This window comes from Streptomyces sp. DF42, assembly GCF_058267695.1.
This window is the reverse complement of sequence record NZ_CM177859.1, coordinates 964,957-978,202: the sequence shown is the minus strand read 5'-3', so window position 1 is coordinate 978,202 and position 13,246 is coordinate 964,957. Positions and strand designations below refer to the sequence as shown.

At 71.0% G+C, this 13,246-nt stretch carries 15 protein-coding genes and 1 pseudogene; 9 read left to right on the top strand and 7 right to left on the bottom strand.

Annotated features, from left to right (window positions below; genetic code table 11):
• The 3 genes and pseudogenes from ACYUED_RS04545 to ACYUED_RS04535 all read right to left on the bottom strand — a co-directional run bounded on the left by ACYUED_RS04545 (position 1) and on the right by ACYUED_RS04535 (position 2,994).
• A pseudogene (locus ACYUED_RS04545) lies at positions 1–1,392 on the bottom strand (tannase/feruloyl esterase family alpha/beta hydrolase).
• A gap of 289 nt (positions 1,393–1,681) precedes the next feature.
• Entirely contained in the window at positions 1,682–2,560 is an 879-nt protein-coding gene (locus ACYUED_RS04540; RefSeq protein WP_491291032.1) for a hypothetical protein, read from the bottom strand.
• Positions 2,561–2,697: 137 nt separating this feature from the next.
• The gene (locus ACYUED_RS04535) at positions 2,698–2,994 is read right to left on the bottom strand and encodes a hypothetical protein (protein WP_491291031.1); all 297 of its coding nucleotides are present in this window, start codon (positions 2,992–2,994) and stop codon (positions 2,698–2,700) included.
• Here ACYUED_RS04535 and ACYUED_RS04530 point away from each other — a divergent pair.
• Positions 2,993–3,193: a hypothetical protein gene (locus tag ACYUED_RS04530; RefSeq protein WP_491291030.1), complete on the top strand. Its 201-nt coding sequence runs from the start codon at positions 2,993–2,995 to the stop codon at positions 3,191–3,193. The genes ACYUED_RS04535 and ACYUED_RS04530 overlap by 2 nt on opposite strands.
• On the opposite strand, the gene ACYUED_RS04525 is transcribed toward ACYUED_RS04530, so the two are convergent.
• Positions 3,174–3,698 (bottom strand): PadR family transcriptional regulator, encoded by a 525-nt coding sequence (locus tag ACYUED_RS04525; RefSeq protein WP_491291029.1) that lies wholly within the window; start codon positions 3,696–3,698, stop codon positions 3,174–3,176. The genes ACYUED_RS04530 and ACYUED_RS04525 overlap by 20 nt on opposite strands.
• Before the next feature lie 176 nt (positions 3,699–3,874).
• On the opposite strand from ACYUED_RS04525, the gene ACYUED_RS04520 reads away from it, so the two are divergent.
• Positions 3,875–4,630: an alpha/beta fold hydrolase gene (locus tag ACYUED_RS04520; RefSeq protein ID WP_491291028.1), complete on the top strand. Its 756-nt coding sequence runs from the start codon at positions 3,875–3,877 to the stop codon at positions 4,628–4,630.
• A 3-nt stretch (positions 4,631–4,633) separates the two neighbouring features.
• On the opposite strand, the gene ACYUED_RS04515 is transcribed toward ACYUED_RS04520, so the two are convergent.
• The gene (locus ACYUED_RS04515) at positions 4,634–5,233 is read right to left on the bottom strand and encodes a class I SAM-dependent methyltransferase (protein ID WP_491291027.1); all 600 of its coding nucleotides are present in this window, start codon (positions 5,231–5,233) and stop codon (positions 4,634–4,636) included.
• A 152-nt stretch (positions 5,234–5,385) separates the two neighbouring features.
• On the opposite strand from ACYUED_RS04515, the gene ACYUED_RS04510 reads away from it, so the two are divergent.
• The 5 genes from ACYUED_RS04510 to ACYUED_RS04490 all read left to right on the top strand — a co-directional run bounded on the left by ACYUED_RS04510 (position 5,386) and on the right by ACYUED_RS04490 (position 10,313).
• A complete protein-coding gene (locus ACYUED_RS04510) occupies positions 5,386–6,159 on the top strand; it encodes an MHYT domain-containing protein (protein WP_491291026.1) in 774 nt (257 codons plus the stop codon).
• A gap of 60 nt (positions 6,160–6,219) precedes the next feature.
• Complete coding sequence (locus ACYUED_RS04505) at positions 6,220–8,736, top strand: sensor histidine kinase (protein ID WP_491291025.1); 2,517 nt, start codon at positions 6,220–6,222, stop codon at positions 8,734–8,736.
• The gene (locus ACYUED_RS04500) at positions 8,733–9,170 is read left to right on the top strand and encodes a roadblock/LC7 domain-containing protein (protein WP_266526938.1); all 438 of its coding nucleotides are present in this window, start codon (positions 8,733–8,735) and stop codon (positions 9,168–9,170) included. Before ACYUED_RS04505 ends, ACYUED_RS04500 begins: the two co-directional genes overlap by 4 nt.
• A 22-nt stretch (positions 9,171–9,192) precedes the next feature.
• Complete coding sequence (locus ACYUED_RS04495; RefSeq protein WP_491291024.1) at positions 9,193–9,606, top strand: DUF742 domain-containing protein; 414 nt, start codon at positions 9,193–9,195, stop codon at positions 9,604–9,606.
• A 92-nt stretch (positions 9,607–9,698) separates the two neighbouring features.
• A complete protein-coding gene (locus ACYUED_RS04490; protein ID WP_491291023.1) occupies positions 9,699–10,313 on the top strand; it encodes a GTP-binding protein in 615 nt (204 codons plus the stop codon).
• A 23-nt stretch (positions 10,314–10,336) separates the two neighbouring features.
• Here the strand turns inward: ACYUED_RS04490 and ACYUED_RS04485 are convergent, their stop codons facing one another.
• Positions 10,337–10,765: a PPOX class F420-dependent oxidoreductase gene (locus ACYUED_RS04485; protein WP_491291022.1), complete on the bottom strand. Its 429-nt coding sequence runs from the start codon at positions 10,763–10,765 to the stop codon at positions 10,337–10,339.
• Between the two features lie 94 nt (positions 10,766–10,859).
• Between ACYUED_RS04485 and ACYUED_RS04480 the strand changes: the two genes are divergently transcribed.
• Complete coding sequence (locus ACYUED_RS04480) at positions 10,860–11,273, top strand: roadblock/LC7 domain-containing protein (RefSeq protein WP_491291021.1); 414 nt, start codon at positions 10,860–10,862, stop codon at positions 11,271–11,273.
• A 126-nt stretch (positions 11,274–11,399) separates the two neighbouring features.
• Entirely contained in the window at positions 11,400–12,359 is a 960-nt protein-coding gene (locus tag ACYUED_RS04475; protein ID WP_491291020.1) for a DUF6397 family protein, read from the top strand.
• A gap of 1 nt (position 12,360) precedes the next feature.
• Here the strand turns inward: ACYUED_RS04475 and ACYUED_RS04470 are convergent, their stop codons facing one another.
• A complete protein-coding gene (locus tag ACYUED_RS04470) occupies positions 12,361–13,227 on the bottom strand; it encodes an acyl-CoA thioesterase (protein ID WP_491291019.1) in 867 nt (288 codons plus the stop codon).
• Positions 13,228–13,246: the final 19 nt, after the last annotated feature.

Here is a 13,246-nt window from a genome sequence, read left to right as displayed (position 1 = left end):
CTACCGCATGGGATCGGCCCGGTCGGCCAGCCTGCAGGAGTCGACCACATCGCCGTCCGCGGGCCGTGCGACGGTCTGGTCCGCGGGCGGTCGGGCACCCTGCTCCACCCAGGAGACCAGCGCGTCGAACGCCGATCGATAGCAGGGCAGGATCGGCCGCAGCCGGTCCGGATACGTGTCGTACAGCCCGTCGACATGTGTCCCGCCCTGGATCGTGTAGTAGCGGTGCAGTGGACCTCGTCCGCTCGCGTCGACCATGCGCGCGTACACGTCCGAGTCGGCGGCCTTCGGCAGCAGTGTGTCCAGATCGCCGTGCAGCGTGATCAGCGGTCTGCCGATGCGCCCGGTGAGCGACACACGGGCCACGGCCCGGTGGACGGACGCGGGCCGCGACGCATAGTCGTACGCCGCGTCGGTGGCACAGGGCGACAGGATCTGGTCCGGGGTGCTTCCGGCTGACGGGCCGGGACAGCCGGGGTCGTAGGTCGGGTCGAACTCGGCGCGGTAGACCTTCTGCGTGACTCCCCAGTACGCCTTCTCGTGATACGGCCACAGAAACTCGGAGCCACGTGCGAAGCCCACTGCGTACATGTCCTCGTCCTCGGCCGAGCCCCGCATCCGTGCCACCACGGTGGGCAGGGAGGTGAGCAGGCTCGGCCCGTCCGCGGTCCACAGCGCGCCTTCCCAGTCCACGCCGCCGTCGTACAGTTCCGGGTGGTTCTCCAGCTGCCAGCGGGTGAGATAGCCACCGTTGGAGATGCCGGTCATGTAGGTATGGCGAGGGGTGTGCCCGTAGCGCTGGGCCACCGCGCGCTTCGCCGCGCGGGTGAGCTCGGTGGTCCGTGCGTTCCACTCGGCGACCGCGTCACCAGGGCGGGTTCCGTCGCGGTAGAAATCGGCGCCGTTGTTGCCCTTGTCGGTCGCCGCGTACGCGTAACCCTGGGCGAGCGCCTGGTCGGAGATCGCGGTGTCCGTCGCGTACTGCTTGCGTGTGCCGGGGGCGCCGGTGACCACGAGGCCGCCGTTCCAGTGGTCGGGCAACCGGATCACGAACTGCGCGTCGTGCCGCCAACCGTGGGTGGTGTTGAAGTGCGAGGAGTCCGGGAAATAGCCGTCGATCTGCACCCCCGGAACCCCGGAGGGGGCGCGGGTGGCCTTGGCGGTCAGCCCCGCCTGGTCTGCCATGTCGGTGTACGGCGTGCCCGCGAGCCCAGCCGTGGTCAGGTCGCGCAGACAGGCGCTCCGCTGAAAGGCGGCGCTCGGCACATGCAGCCGCTGCTGGTGGGCTTAGTGATCGCCGCCGAGCACCGAGGCCTCAGCCGGAGCGGGCCAGGCAAGGGCTGTTGCCACCAGCGTGGCGGTGGCGAGCGGAACACCGCGGGACGGACGCATGACGGCCTCCAGGCCAGGACGGGAGGGCAGCGCGACCGCGGAGGAGCGGGGCGCCGGGGGCTGCCCCATCGTGTGGTCCGGCCCTCGCGGCAACCATGGGCCGGGACCACATGGAACGGGCCCGCCGTATAGCGGCTTAGTACGGGGGCGCGTGTGACGTCCCGTGCGGAGGACGGCGATTGGCACAGGAGGCCAGGCGAAGGCCAGGCATTTCACGGCGAGAGCGCAGGGGCGACGCCGCGTCTCGAGCCCCGCCGGGTACCGCGGCGGGGCTCGGACGACGTGGTCCTCAAATGGGACGTACAGCCATCTTTTCGAGCGCCTCCAGAAGACCCGGCAGCTCCGGTCCCCGGCCGACCGGCAGCACCTCGCCGGGCTCCGCGTCGAGCAGCACGAACGCGATGTCGTCGGTCCTGGCCACGAGCGACCAGCCCGGACCGTCGGCACGCAGCGTTCGCGCGTCACCCGGAGCGAAGGACGACCGGACCCGGCCGAGAGGCGGCGGCGTCTCCACGTACGCCCGTGCCTCGGCGAGTACGCGCCGCACCCCGCCACGCCCGTTGGGCGCGTCGGCCCGTTCGCCCTGATCGTCCTTCACGGCCGCTGCGCTCTCCCCAGCGGCCTCCGCGCCCTCGATGGCGGCCGAAGCCCCGTCCGGGCTGGCGAAGTCGGCATCGTCGATCTGCTCCCGCCACACCGCCCACTGGAGCGCTATCTCGTCGGCACCCAGGCGTCGCTGCGCGGGCCCCCACGTGCTCGTGTCCGGCGGTGCCAGCGGTGGACCGTCCGCGACCTCGGGGCCGGGATCATGCGGCTCGGGCACGCCGGGAGCGGCGACCGCGACCGCGAGGGGCCAGCCCGGCAGTGCCGCGACGACCGAGCGCTCGCCGGGCGAGAGGTCGTACTCCATCCCGCAGTCCCAGGACGCGATGGCGACCGCGACCAGGGAGACGTCGTCGACCACGACGGTCCACCGGGCGCCGTCGCCGTCCTGGCCGAGCACCAGGCCGTATCCGTCGGCGAGCGGCGCGAGGCCGAGCGCCGCGCAGGCCTCCGGATAGTCGTCGCCCAGCACGCTCGGGAACTTCGCCGGCGTCAGAAGTACCGCCGTGAGCACATAGAGCGCATCGTCCGCGGCGGCGACGGCGTCCTCGTCCGTCCCGGCCATCCCAGCCTCCCCATCGAATCATCCGATCGCGCGCACCCTAGTGCGAGCGGAAGCAGCTTGTCACGACTCACAAGCACACCCGGAGCTGCAGTTTTCCGGCTGGACGGGGCGAATCGACCGCATGCGAGGCGGTGCGGTCAGGCCGCCGGAAGCCCCAGGAGCTCACGGGCCACCCTCCCGGGTGACTCGTCGCGCTCCCGGGCGAGCGCGATGACGGCCCTGCAGGCCAGCTCGTTGACCCCGAAGGACAGGTCCTCCGGCGACACCCAGCCGGCCGCCTCGTCGATCCGGTCCTGATCGTCCTCCGCACAGGCCGAGACGTATGCGGCGGCAGCCTCGAAAAGATTGTGTGTACGTTTGTCCCCGCCGCTGTTCACCTCCGCCCGCACGGTGTTGAGGAATCTCGCACAGGACTTGCGCACCCTGCCCCACATGCTGACCACCTTCCCCCTGCGTGGTGTGCCCCGGCTGATCGTTCATCTCCTGCTGTTCAACGTAGAGTTGGAGCTCCGGCTGCAGAAGGGGGACGGGGCGGTGAAGCGCTTCCGGCAGCTCGGACAGATCCGGCGGATGGGTCCGTACCAGGACTCTTTTGAGATCTGCCCTGAACTGATCAGCCGTCGAGCGACCTGATCGTGTCGCGCAGCCAGGTGAGTTCGGCCCGGGACGTGGCACGCGCGATGGTCAGTAGCCCGCGGCGGAAGGGATCGTCCAGCTCCTCGGCGCGCAGCGGCCGGTCACCGTCGTAGAAGAAGCTCGCCGGTTCCTCCAGGAAGGCCAGCCGGCGGCGGAGTACGGCCGCCTGTGCCGGGGCGTCGTCGAGGTGGCGGAGGAAGGCGAGCACGGTGAACCACCGGTTCTCGTCGGTGATGTCGCGCTGAGCGGGCTCGGCGAGCCGTCGGCGCAGTTCCCCTCTGCCCTCTTCGGTGAGCGTCAGGACGTGACGTGGAGCGGCCACGGCGCCGGGCTCCGTGGCGCGCTCCAGCAGGCCCGTCTTCTCCAGGCGCTTGATCGCCGGGTACAGCGTGCTTTCGGCGACGGGTTTCACGTGACCGGTCAGCGCGGTGATGCGTTTGCGCAGCTCGTAGCCGTGCAGCGGGGTGTCGTACAGGAAACCGAGGATGGCGAGCTCCAGCATGCCGGCATTCTCTCGTACCAGCGCTGTACATCGTTTCCTTGATACCTCGCTTCCTTGGCACCTCACTTCATCAATACCTCGGCTCACCAATACATCGTGTTTTCTATACCTCGAAACCGATGTATTGTTTTGGCCGGGCCGAGGACGGCCGCCGTGGTGCCATGAAGGAGGACGCGATGAAGCAGGCCGAGTTCGACGGCAAGGGAAGCTGCATCCGGTGGACGGAGACGCCGGGCGAGGAACCCGCGCGCGTCTATGTGCACGGACTGGGTTCGGTCTCGGCCGTGTACCACGCGCACATCGCGGCGCGCCCCGAACTCGCGGGCCGGCGCAGTCTGTTCGTCGATCTGCCGGGGCACGGCATCAGCGACCGCCCCGAACACTTCGGCTACACACTCGAGGAGCACGCCGACGCACTGGCCGCAGCGCTGGACGCTTCGGGTCTGACCGGCTCCGAGCTGGTGGCGCACAGCATGGGCGGCGCCGTCGCCATCGTGCTCGCCCGCCGACGGCCGGACCTGGTCTCCCGGCTGGTCCTCACCGAGGCCAACCTCGACGCCTTCCTGCCGCCCGCCGCGGGCAGCAGCGGTATCGCCTCCTACGAGGAGGACGCGTTCGCCGACGGCGGCTACGCGCGCGTGCTGGAGAAGGTCGGCCCTTTGTGGGCGGCGACCATGCGGCTGGCGGACGCGCGCGCCCTGCACCGCACGGCCGTCGGCCTGCGGCGTGGCTCCGAGCCCGTCATGCGCAGCGTCCTCGAGGAGCTGCCGATCGACCGGGTGTATCTGCAGGGCGAACTCAGCGGTGAACTCGCGGGCAGGGAAGCCCTGGAGGCCTCCGGTGTGCGTGTGATCACGGTGGCGGGCTCGGGCCACAACGTCATGTTCGACAACCCCGACGCCTTCGTGGCGGCGGTGGCGGGCCCGCGCTGAGGCTCAGCCCTCCCGTACCGCCAACGCCAGGAAACGGGCGTCCTCGTCGACGTACGAGGTCATGCGCCACGCCGAACCTGCCAGCAAGGGGCCGAGGTTGGCCTCGGCCCGCAGATCGTCCGGGGTGATGCGGCGGCCCTGGCGTGCTGCCAGCGCCGCCCTGCTGATGGGGTGGAACAGCGCCAGCGTCCCTCCGGGGCGGACCACGCGGGCCAACTCCCGGAGATTCTCGGCCGGTTGTGGAAGGTGTGCGATGAGCCCTGCGGCGAACACGGCGTCCAGTGACTGCGACCGCAGCGGCAGAGCGGCGACGTCGGCGAGCAGCAACTGCCCCTCGCGGTCCCTCCCGGCCCCTACGGCGGCCTGGAGCATGGCCGGGGTCAGATCGGCCCCGACGACCACTCCCGACCGCCCCACGGCGGCACGCAGCGGCGTCAGGGCCCGTCCGGTGCCGCAGCCGGCGTCGAGCACGCGGTCGCCCTCACGCAGCCCCATGTCGGCGACCGCGGCGGCGTAGGCGGGGCCGTCGTCCGGGAACCGGCTGTCCCAGTCGGCGGCGCGGGCACCGAAGAAATCCTGGACGTGTGTGTGGTCGTCGCTCATGTTCCGCATGATCCCTCACCGACACGGATGACGCCGCGGTGCACATGTTCGAGCGTGACGCGATCGTTCAGCTATACCTCTGCGCCATATTCCAACAGCTTTCGAAATGCGCACCCTTGGTGCCCCCTTGCCCGGACTAGCGTCCCTGGGCCATGGGACACCTGGACCATGCCACCTTCGGCTGGCTGACCCCCGTGCTGTCGTATGTGATGGCTTGCATCGGCGCCGCACTGGGACTGCGCTGTACCGTCCGCGCGCTGGGCGCCACCGGGCGCTCACGCCGCAACTGGCTCATCACCGCCGCATCGGCGATCGGCACCGGCATCTGGACCATGCACTTCGTGGCCATGCTCGGCTTCAGCGTCAGCGGCACCGACATCCGTTACGACGTGCCGCTCACCATCGTGAGCCTGCTCGTCGCCATGCTCGTCGTCTGTGCGGGCGTCTTCGCCGTCGGCTACAGCCGGGACCGCACCCGCGCGCTCTTCCTCGGCGGCCTGACCACCGGGCTCGGCGTCGCGAGCATGCACTACCTGGGCATGGCGGCGGTGCGGCTGCACGGCCATGTCGGCTACGACCCGGCACTCGTCGCACTCTCCGTCGTGATCGCCGTCGTCGCGGCGACGGCGGCCCTGTGGGCGGGCCTCAACATCAAGTCGCCCGTCGCCGTCACCGCCGCCTCGCTGATCATGGGGGTCGCGGTGACCAGCATGCACTACACCGCGATGTTCGCCGTGAGCGTCCGCGTCACACCTTCCGGCCAGGCCCTGCCCGGGGCCACGGCGATGCAGTTCATCTTCCCCCTCGCCGTCGGCCTCGGCTCCTACCTGTTCCTGACCTCGGCCTTCGTCGCGCTGTCGCCGACGACCGGGGAGCGCGAGGCATCCGCGTCGGCCCAGCGGCCGGTCGAGAGCGCCGCGCACTAGCGACGGCCCGCGCTGCCGGGCCCCCCGGCCACCACCGACCCACTCCCCAGCGAGGAGGCCATGCGTACACCGCGTAGGACCCCCAGCCCCGGCGCCGAGGCGCCGCCCCAGCCTCCCGCGCGCGGTCGTCGCGCCCATGCCGGGCCGCCCGCCGACGAGGTCCTGGACGAACCCGCGGGCCCGGCACCGGGCGACAGCCACGCGCGCGGGGGCGGCTGGCGCATACGGCCGCGCACCGTGCGAGCGAAGATCGTCTGCCTGCTGATGGTTCCGGTCGTCTCACTGCTGGCCCTGTGGGCGTATGCCACCGTCAGCACGGCACAGGACGTCTCCCGGCTACGGCAGCTGCAGCGCGTCGACGCCAGGATCCGCACCCCCGTCGCCACCGCAGTCGCCGCACTGCAGACCGAGCGCGCGGCCGCCGTGCGCTACGCGACCGACCCGTCGTCCGGACGGAGCGGCGACTACAAGAAGCTCGCGGACCGCACCGACAAGGCCATCGCGAAGCTGCGGCTCGGCCGCGACCACACGGTCGCGAACAGCGAGGAGCTGCCCACCGGGGTGTCACGGCGGCTCGAGACGTTCGTCGCAGGCGGCGAACGGCTGCGTTCCCTGCGCGCAGCGGTGATCGACCGCCGCGCGGACTGGGACGTGACATACCGGCAGTACACGAAGACCATCAGCGGTGCCTTCGAGGTGGGCGGCGCACTCACCGGCATCCAGGACTCCGACCTGGGCTCCGACGCGCGCGTGCTGCTCGAGTTCTCCCGCGCGGGCGAGGCATTGGCCCAGGAGAACGCGATGCTGGCCGGTACCCGCCCGACCGGTGGCCTCAGCGGCGAGCGGTTGCGGCTCTTCACCGGCGCCGTCGCCACCCGCCGAGCCCTCACCGAGGCCGCCGTCGCCGATCTGAGCCGCCCGCAGCGGAGCGCCTGGCAGAACCTCGCCGACAGCAGCGCGTACGCCGTCCTGGGCACGGCGGAGGACACGGTCGTCGACGGCACCCCGGGCCCGCTCACCTCCGCACCCGAGGCCACCTGGGCCACGGCACACGCGCGCGTGCAGGACGGTATGCGGACGATCGAGGAGAACGCGGGGCGCGGTGTCGCCGACAGCGCCGCCCCGTTCACCCGAGGTGTGCTCACCCCGGCCGGCGCCGCGGTGCTCCTCGGCCTCGCCGCGGTGGCCGCGTCGCTGGTCATCTCCGTCCGCATCGGACGCGGCCTCGTCATCGAACTCGTGAACCTGCGCAACAGCGCCCTGGAGATCGCCCGGCGCAACCTCCCCGAGGCCATGCGGAAGCTGCGCGCGGGTGAGGAGATCGACATCCAGGCCGAGGCCCCGCCAGGGCCGCCCGCCGAGGACGAGGCCGGACAGGTCGCCGAGGCCCTGGGCACGGTGCACCGCGCCGCCCTGCGGGCCGCAGTCGAACGCGCCGAACTCGCCAGCGGCATCTCCGGTGTCTTCGTCAACCTCGCCCGCCGCAGCCAGGTCCTCGTCCACCGCCAGCTGAGCCTCCTGGACAGCATGGAACGCCGTTCGGACGACCCCAACGAACTCAGCGACCTCTTCCGGCTCGATCACCTCACCACCCGCATGAGGCGCCACGCCGAGAGCCTGATCATCCTCTCCGGTGCGGCACCCGGCCGGGCCTGGCGCTTGCCGGTCTCGCTGACGAACGTGGTGCGCGCGGCGGTGTCCGAGGTCGAGGACTACGCGCGCGTGGAAGTACGACAGCTCCCCGAGGCATCGGTCGTCGGGTCGGCCGTCGCCGACCTCACACACCTGCTGGCCGAGATCGTCGAGAACGCGGCTCAGTTCTCGCCGCCCCACACACGCGTGCGCGTCATCGGCGAACCCGTCGGCAACGGCTACGTCGTCGAGGTCGAGGACCGCGGCCTGGGCATGGGCCCGGACAGCCTCGTCGAGGCCAACCGCCGCATCGAACAGTCCGAGGCGCTCGACCTGTTCGACAGCGACCGTCTCGGCCTGTTCGTGGTCAGCAGGCTCGCGGCCCGCCACGGGATCAAGGTGCACCTGCGCACCTCGCCCTACGGCGGCACCACCGCAGTCGTACTGCTGCCGACGGCGCTGCTGCACGGCGGGGCGGCGGAACGTTCCCCCGGCAAGGCGGCGGACGCCCGGCGGCCGGCGGAACGCCGGTACGCGCGCCTGCCCGAGACCGCACCGCACCAGGAGCCCGTCCCGGCGACGGCAGAGCGGCCCGCGCTGGTGGCACACACACGGGCCGCGGCGGAGACGATGCCCGACACCCCACCTCCCGGAGTGACCACCTTGCGCCTGCACCGTCCCCCGGAGAACGCCGAAGACTCCGACGACCTGCCCCGTCGCGTACGCCAGGCAAGTCTCGCCCCCCAACTGCGCGAACAGCGCACCGAGGAGCCGGCCCGGACACCGGCCTCTCCCCACGACGAACCGCGCACCCCCGAGGTCGTGCGCGAGCGCATGGCGGCCTACCGCGACGGCTGGACGCGCGGCGGCGGCAGGCAACCCGGCCGCGGTACCCGGCCGGATCCCACACCGCGCAGCGACAGCAGCGAAGGAGACCGCGCATGATCCAGGACCCGAGCATGAGGGCCGACCCGCGATCCGGCGAACTCGACTGGCTGTTGGACGACTTGGTCCTGCGCGTGAGCGAGGTGCGGCACGCCGTCGTGCTGTCCAACGACGGCCTCGCCGTGGGCGCGTCCACCGACCTGCGTCGCGAGGACGCGGAACATCTCGCCGCCGTGGCATCCGGATTCCAGAGCCTGGCCAAGGGCGCCGGCCGGCACTTCGGCGCCGGCGGCGTGCGTCAGACCATGGTGGAGATGGACGACGGCTTCCTGTTCGTGGCCGCCGCGGGCGACGGCTCCTGCCTCGCCGTGCTCACCGCCGTGACCGCCGACATCGGCCTGGTGGCGTACGAGATGGCACGACTGGTCAAACGCGTCGGAGAACACCTGTACACCCCGACACGCGTCGCCGCGCGGCCGCCCGCCGCCCGATGAGGCGAGAGAGTGACGCGCGCACATGAACGTGGACAGGACCGAGGCCCCGGCCGAACCGGGCAGTCAGTGGTACGACAGCGAGGCCGGGCCCCTGGTGCGCCCGTACGCCATGACGGGCGGGCGCACCAGGCCCGGCCCCACCGGGGTCCACTTCGACCTGATCGCCCTGGTCACCCTGGACGTGGGCGCGCCCGGCGCCGAGGACGACTCGGGGCTCGGGCCGGAACACCGGGACCTGATCGAACTGTGCCGCACGGAGACCCAGTCGGTCGCGGAGCTCGCCGCGGGATGCGACCTGCCCGTGGGAGTGGTCCGGGTCCTTCTGGGCGACCTGCTCGAACTCGGCTGCGTCACGGTCAGCCGTCCGGTACCGCCCGCCCAGCTTCCCGACGAACGGATTCTGCGCGAGGTGATCGAAGGACTGCGGGCGCTGTAGATGAGAGTTGTCCAATCCCTCGGAGAGGGGACGCAGTTGTGATGATGCCTATCGACGTCGACCGTTGCCGGCACTCCCGAGAGAAGTGATCGATGGTCTCCGAGCACTCCGAGCACTCCGACGCACAGGACGGCGAGACGGCCGCACTGGCGTTGAAGATACTGGTCGCCGGCGGATTCGGCGTGGGCAAGACCACTCTGGTGGGCGCGGTCAGTGAGATCAGGCCGCTGCGCACCGAGGAACTGCTCAGCGAGGCCGGCCAGTTGGTGGACGACACCGACGGCGTGGACCAGAAGGTCACGACGACCGTAGCCATGGACTTCGGACGTATCACCATCCGGTCCGGCCTCTCGCTCTACCTCTTCGGCACACCGGGCCAGGACCGTTTCTGGTTCCTGTGGGACGAACTGTCGCAGGGCGCTCTCGGTGCCGTGGTCCTCGCGGACACCCGACGGCTGGAGGACTGCTTCCCCGCGGTGGACTACTTCGAGCACCGGCGCATCCCGTTCGTGGTGGCCGTCAACTGCTTCACCGGCTCCCGCACCTACGGCGCGCAGGACGTCTCACGCGCCCTCGACCTCGACCGGGGGACGCCGGTGGTGCTCTGCGACGCCCGTGACCGGGACTCGGGGAAGGAGGTGCTGATCCGGCTCGTCGAGTACGCCGGGCGGATGCACACCGCCCGGCTTCTCGACTCGGTCGGCTGACCGGGGCCGCCGGTCAGCCGCGCTCAGTCTGCGACGGCCTTCTCGGCCAGGACCTTGTCGATCGCGATGCGGACGAGGAGTTCCCCCGGCACACCGTTGCGCCGCCCGAACTCCTCGGCACGCTCCTCACCCATGTACCGGGCTCCGATGCGGGCAGCCCAGTGCCTCAGCTCCCCGAGGTCCTCCGAGATCCGGGCACGGCCCTGCAGCACGACGAAGTCGAAGGGCGGCCGGTCGTCGTCGATACACAGGGCGGCCCGGCCGTCACGAGCCAGATTCCTTCCTTTCACGCTGGTCTTGGCGGTGTTGAACACCAGTTCGTCGCCGTCGAGCACGAACCAGATCGGTGTCACGTGCGGGCTTCCGTCGGCCCTCACGGTCGACAGCTTTGCGGTGCGGGTGCCGTGCGAGACGAACGCCCGCCATTCGTCGTCGGTCATCTTCTGCGCCATGCCTCCTATCCTCCTTGCCCGGGGGCCGGTCGTGGTGAAGGCTGGCGTGGAGATCCTCCGGCCAGGGGGAGTCATCACACGGGGAGACCGGATCATGGCGCAGAACCAGGGACTTGACTGGCTTTTGGACGACCTGACCGAGCGTGTCGAACATGTGCGGCACGCATTGGTCCTGTCCAACGACGGGCTGGTGACGGGAGCGAGCACGGGCCTGCGGCGCGAGGACGCCGAGCACCTCGCCGCCGTCTCGTCCGGACTGCACAGCCTGGCCAAGGGGTCGGGACGCCACTTCGGCGCGGGCAGAGTACGCCAGACGATGGTCGAGTTCGACGACGCGGTGCTGTTCGTCACCGCCGCCGGCGCCAGCAGCTGTCTGTGCGTGCTCAGCGGGGCGGAGGCCGACATCGGCCAGATCGCCTACGAGATGACCCTGCTCGTCAACCGGGTCGGCGAACACCTCGACGTGGAGGCGCGACAGCCCGAGCGAACCACGGCCAAGGACATCTGACCTGCAGGTTCGTCGTCTCGATCGGAGTTATCCACAGGCTCGCCACCCGATCCGCCGAAGCGGCTACGGTTTTTCCCGAGGCCGCGCGCACGGCGCGGGCCACGTACTCCACGGGGGAGACCGAACATGTCCGGCAATACTGTCACGCAACCGAACAGCGCGTCCTGCACGCCGAGCCGTGCGGCCCGCGAACTGGGCCTGAAGCGAGGGGAGTTCGACCTGGCCGTCAATCTCGGACACATCCGCACCGTGCCGGACGAAGGAGGCGGGGGCCTACGGGTCACCCGCACCGAGATCGACCGCCTGCACGCCGAGGACGGCTTTCCCGGGACGCTGAAGCAACGTGTCGAGGCCGTGGGCACGAAGGACGGCGCTGAACTGCTGGCCGTACCACTCGGCAGGTTCACCCGTCTGGCCAGGCTCGGCGTGGTCGTGCCGGTGAAGTTCTACCTCAACCGCTACCGTGCCGTCGTCTGGCTCTATCCGGCCGAAGAACTACGGCAGTTCGCGGCCGACGAGAACAACGCACCGCTGCTGAGGGGCCGTACGTCCGCTGGTCTGCGGCAGCAGCTGGCCGAGGGGCTGGATCTGCGACCGCGGACCTGGCGGGGCCGGCACCTCGGTTTCCTGCTCCGACGAGCGGGAGACCATCCGTGGGCGTGTGCGGCGGCCGTGGCCTCTCAGCTCGACGCCGTTCAGGTCGCGGAGATCGTCCAGGACCCGTACGAGCGCGCCCACCTGAACCGGTTCCGGCCCAGTGCGCCGGCCCACGGCGCACCCGGTTCGCCCGCCGCGCACCTGGCCGCGACCCTCTCCATGGCGCAGGACCCCGGCGAGATCGGCTGGCTGCGAGCCGATCTCGCGCAGGCGGTGGGCGAGGCGCGCGCACGCCAGCCGGCGCCGCGCCCGACTCCCCGGCACCCGACTCCCGGGCACGGTCGGCCGAGTTCCGGGCCGGCGCCGACGAAAGCACGGGAACGGACACACCCCACGCTCCCCACGGCCGCGCAGCAGAGCCCACCCGAGTGCGAGGAACCGGGACGCTCACGCGGGTTGTTGAGCCGACTGCTGCGCAGAAGCGCGTGAACTACAGCGCCCGGAACAGCCCTTCCTGGACCACGGACACGAGCAGTCGTCCCTGCCCGTCGTAGATCCGGCCGCGGGCAAGACCCCGGCCGCCCGTCGCGATCGGCGACTCCTGGTCGTAGAGGAACCACTCGTCCGCGCGGAACGGCCGGTGGAACCACATGGCGTGATCCAGCGACGCCATGTCGAAACTCCTCGGGCCCCACAGGGGTTCGACGGGGATGCGGACGGCGTCCAGGAGGGTCATGTCGCTGGCGTAGGTCAGAGCGCACGTGTGCACGAGCGGGTCGTCGCCGAGCGGCCCGACCGCACGCATCCACACAGCGCTGCGCGGCTCGGCGTCCTTGATCTCCTCGGGCGTCCAGCGCAGCCGGTCCACATACCGGATGTCGAAGGGCTGACGCCGGGCCATCCGCTCCAACTGCTCGGGCAGCTCGCCCAGATGCTCACGGACCTCCTGCATCACCGTCGGCAGCGACTCGGGGTCCGGGACCTTGCGGGCCGGCGGCAGCTGGTGCTCGAAGGGTCCTTCCTCAGGCTTGTGAAAGGAGGCGGTGAGATTGAAGATCGTGCGTCCCTGCTGCACGGCTGTGACCCGGCGGGTCGTGAAGGACCTGCCGTCCCGCACCCGCTCCACCTGGTACACGATGGGCACGCCCGGCCGGCCCGGGCGCAGGAAGTACGCGTGCAGTGAGTGCACGGGACGGTCGCCGTCCGTGGTGCGGCCGGCGGCGACCAGCGCCTGGCCCGCCACCTGGCCGCCGAAGACCCGCTGCAGGGACTCCTGCGGGCTGCGGCCACGGAATATGTTGACCTCGATCTGCTCCAGGTCGAGCAGGTCGACGAGTCTCTCGGCCGGGTTCGTCATGCGGGGGATTCTCCTTGGC

What these genes read in the sequence shown, in the direction of transcription:
- ACYUED_RS04540 (WP_491291032.1), bottom strand. Translation starts at nt 2,560, where the DNA reads ATGGCCGGGACGGACGAGGACGCCGTCGCCGCCGCGGACGATGCGCTC.
- ACYUED_RS04530 (WP_491291030.1), top strand. Translation starts at nt 2,993, where the DNA reads ATGCTGACCACCTTCCCCCTGCGTGGTGTGCCCCGGCTGATCGTTCAT.
- ACYUED_RS04535 (WP_491291031.1), bottom strand. Translation starts at nt 2,994, where the DNA reads ATGTGGGGCAGGGTGCGCAAGTCCTGTGCGAGATTCCTCAACACCGTG.
- ACYUED_RS04525 (WP_491291029.1), bottom strand. Translation starts at nt 3,698, where the DNA reads ATGCTGGAGCTCGCCATCCTCGGTTTCCTGTACGACACCCCGCTGCAC.
- ACYUED_RS04520 (WP_491291028.1), top strand. Translation starts at nt 3,875, where the DNA reads ATGAAGCAGGCCGAGTTCGACGGCAAGGGAAGCTGCATCCGGTGGACG.
- ACYUED_RS04515 (WP_491291027.1), bottom strand. Translation starts at nt 5,233, where the DNA reads ATGAGCGACGACCACACACACGTCCAGGATTTCTTCGGTGCCCGCGCC.
- ACYUED_RS04510 (WP_491291026.1), top strand. Translation starts at nt 5,386, where the DNA reads ATGGGACACCTGGACCATGCCACCTTCGGCTGGCTGACCCCCGTGCTG.
- ACYUED_RS04505 (WP_491291025.1), top strand. Translation starts at nt 6,220, where the DNA reads ATGCGTACACCGCGTAGGACCCCCAGCCCCGGCGCCGAGGCGCCGCCC.
- ACYUED_RS04500 (WP_266526938.1), top strand. Translation starts at nt 8,733, where the DNA reads ATGATCCAGGACCCGAGCATGAGGGCCGACCCGCGATCCGGCGAACTC.
- ACYUED_RS04495 (WP_491291024.1), top strand. Translation starts at nt 9,193, where the DNA reads ATGAACGTGGACAGGACCGAGGCCCCGGCCGAACCGGGCAGTCAGTGG.
- ACYUED_RS04490 (WP_491291023.1), top strand. Translation starts at nt 9,699, where the DNA reads ATGGTCTCCGAGCACTCCGAGCACTCCGACGCACAGGACGGCGAGACG.
- ACYUED_RS04485 (WP_491291022.1), bottom strand. Translation starts at nt 10,765, where the DNA reads ATGGCGCAGAAGATGACCGACGACGAATGGCGGGCGTTCGTCTCGCAC.
- ACYUED_RS04480 (WP_491291021.1), top strand. Translation starts at nt 10,860, where the DNA reads ATGGCGCAGAACCAGGGACTTGACTGGCTTTTGGACGACCTGACCGAG.
- ACYUED_RS04475 (WP_491291020.1), top strand. Translation starts at nt 11,400, where the DNA reads ATGTCCGGCAATACTGTCACGCAACCGAACAGCGCGTCCTGCACGCCG.
- ACYUED_RS04470 (WP_491291019.1), bottom strand. Translation starts at nt 13,227, where the DNA reads ATGACGAACCCGGCCGAGAGACTCGTCGACCTGCTCGACCTGGAGCAG.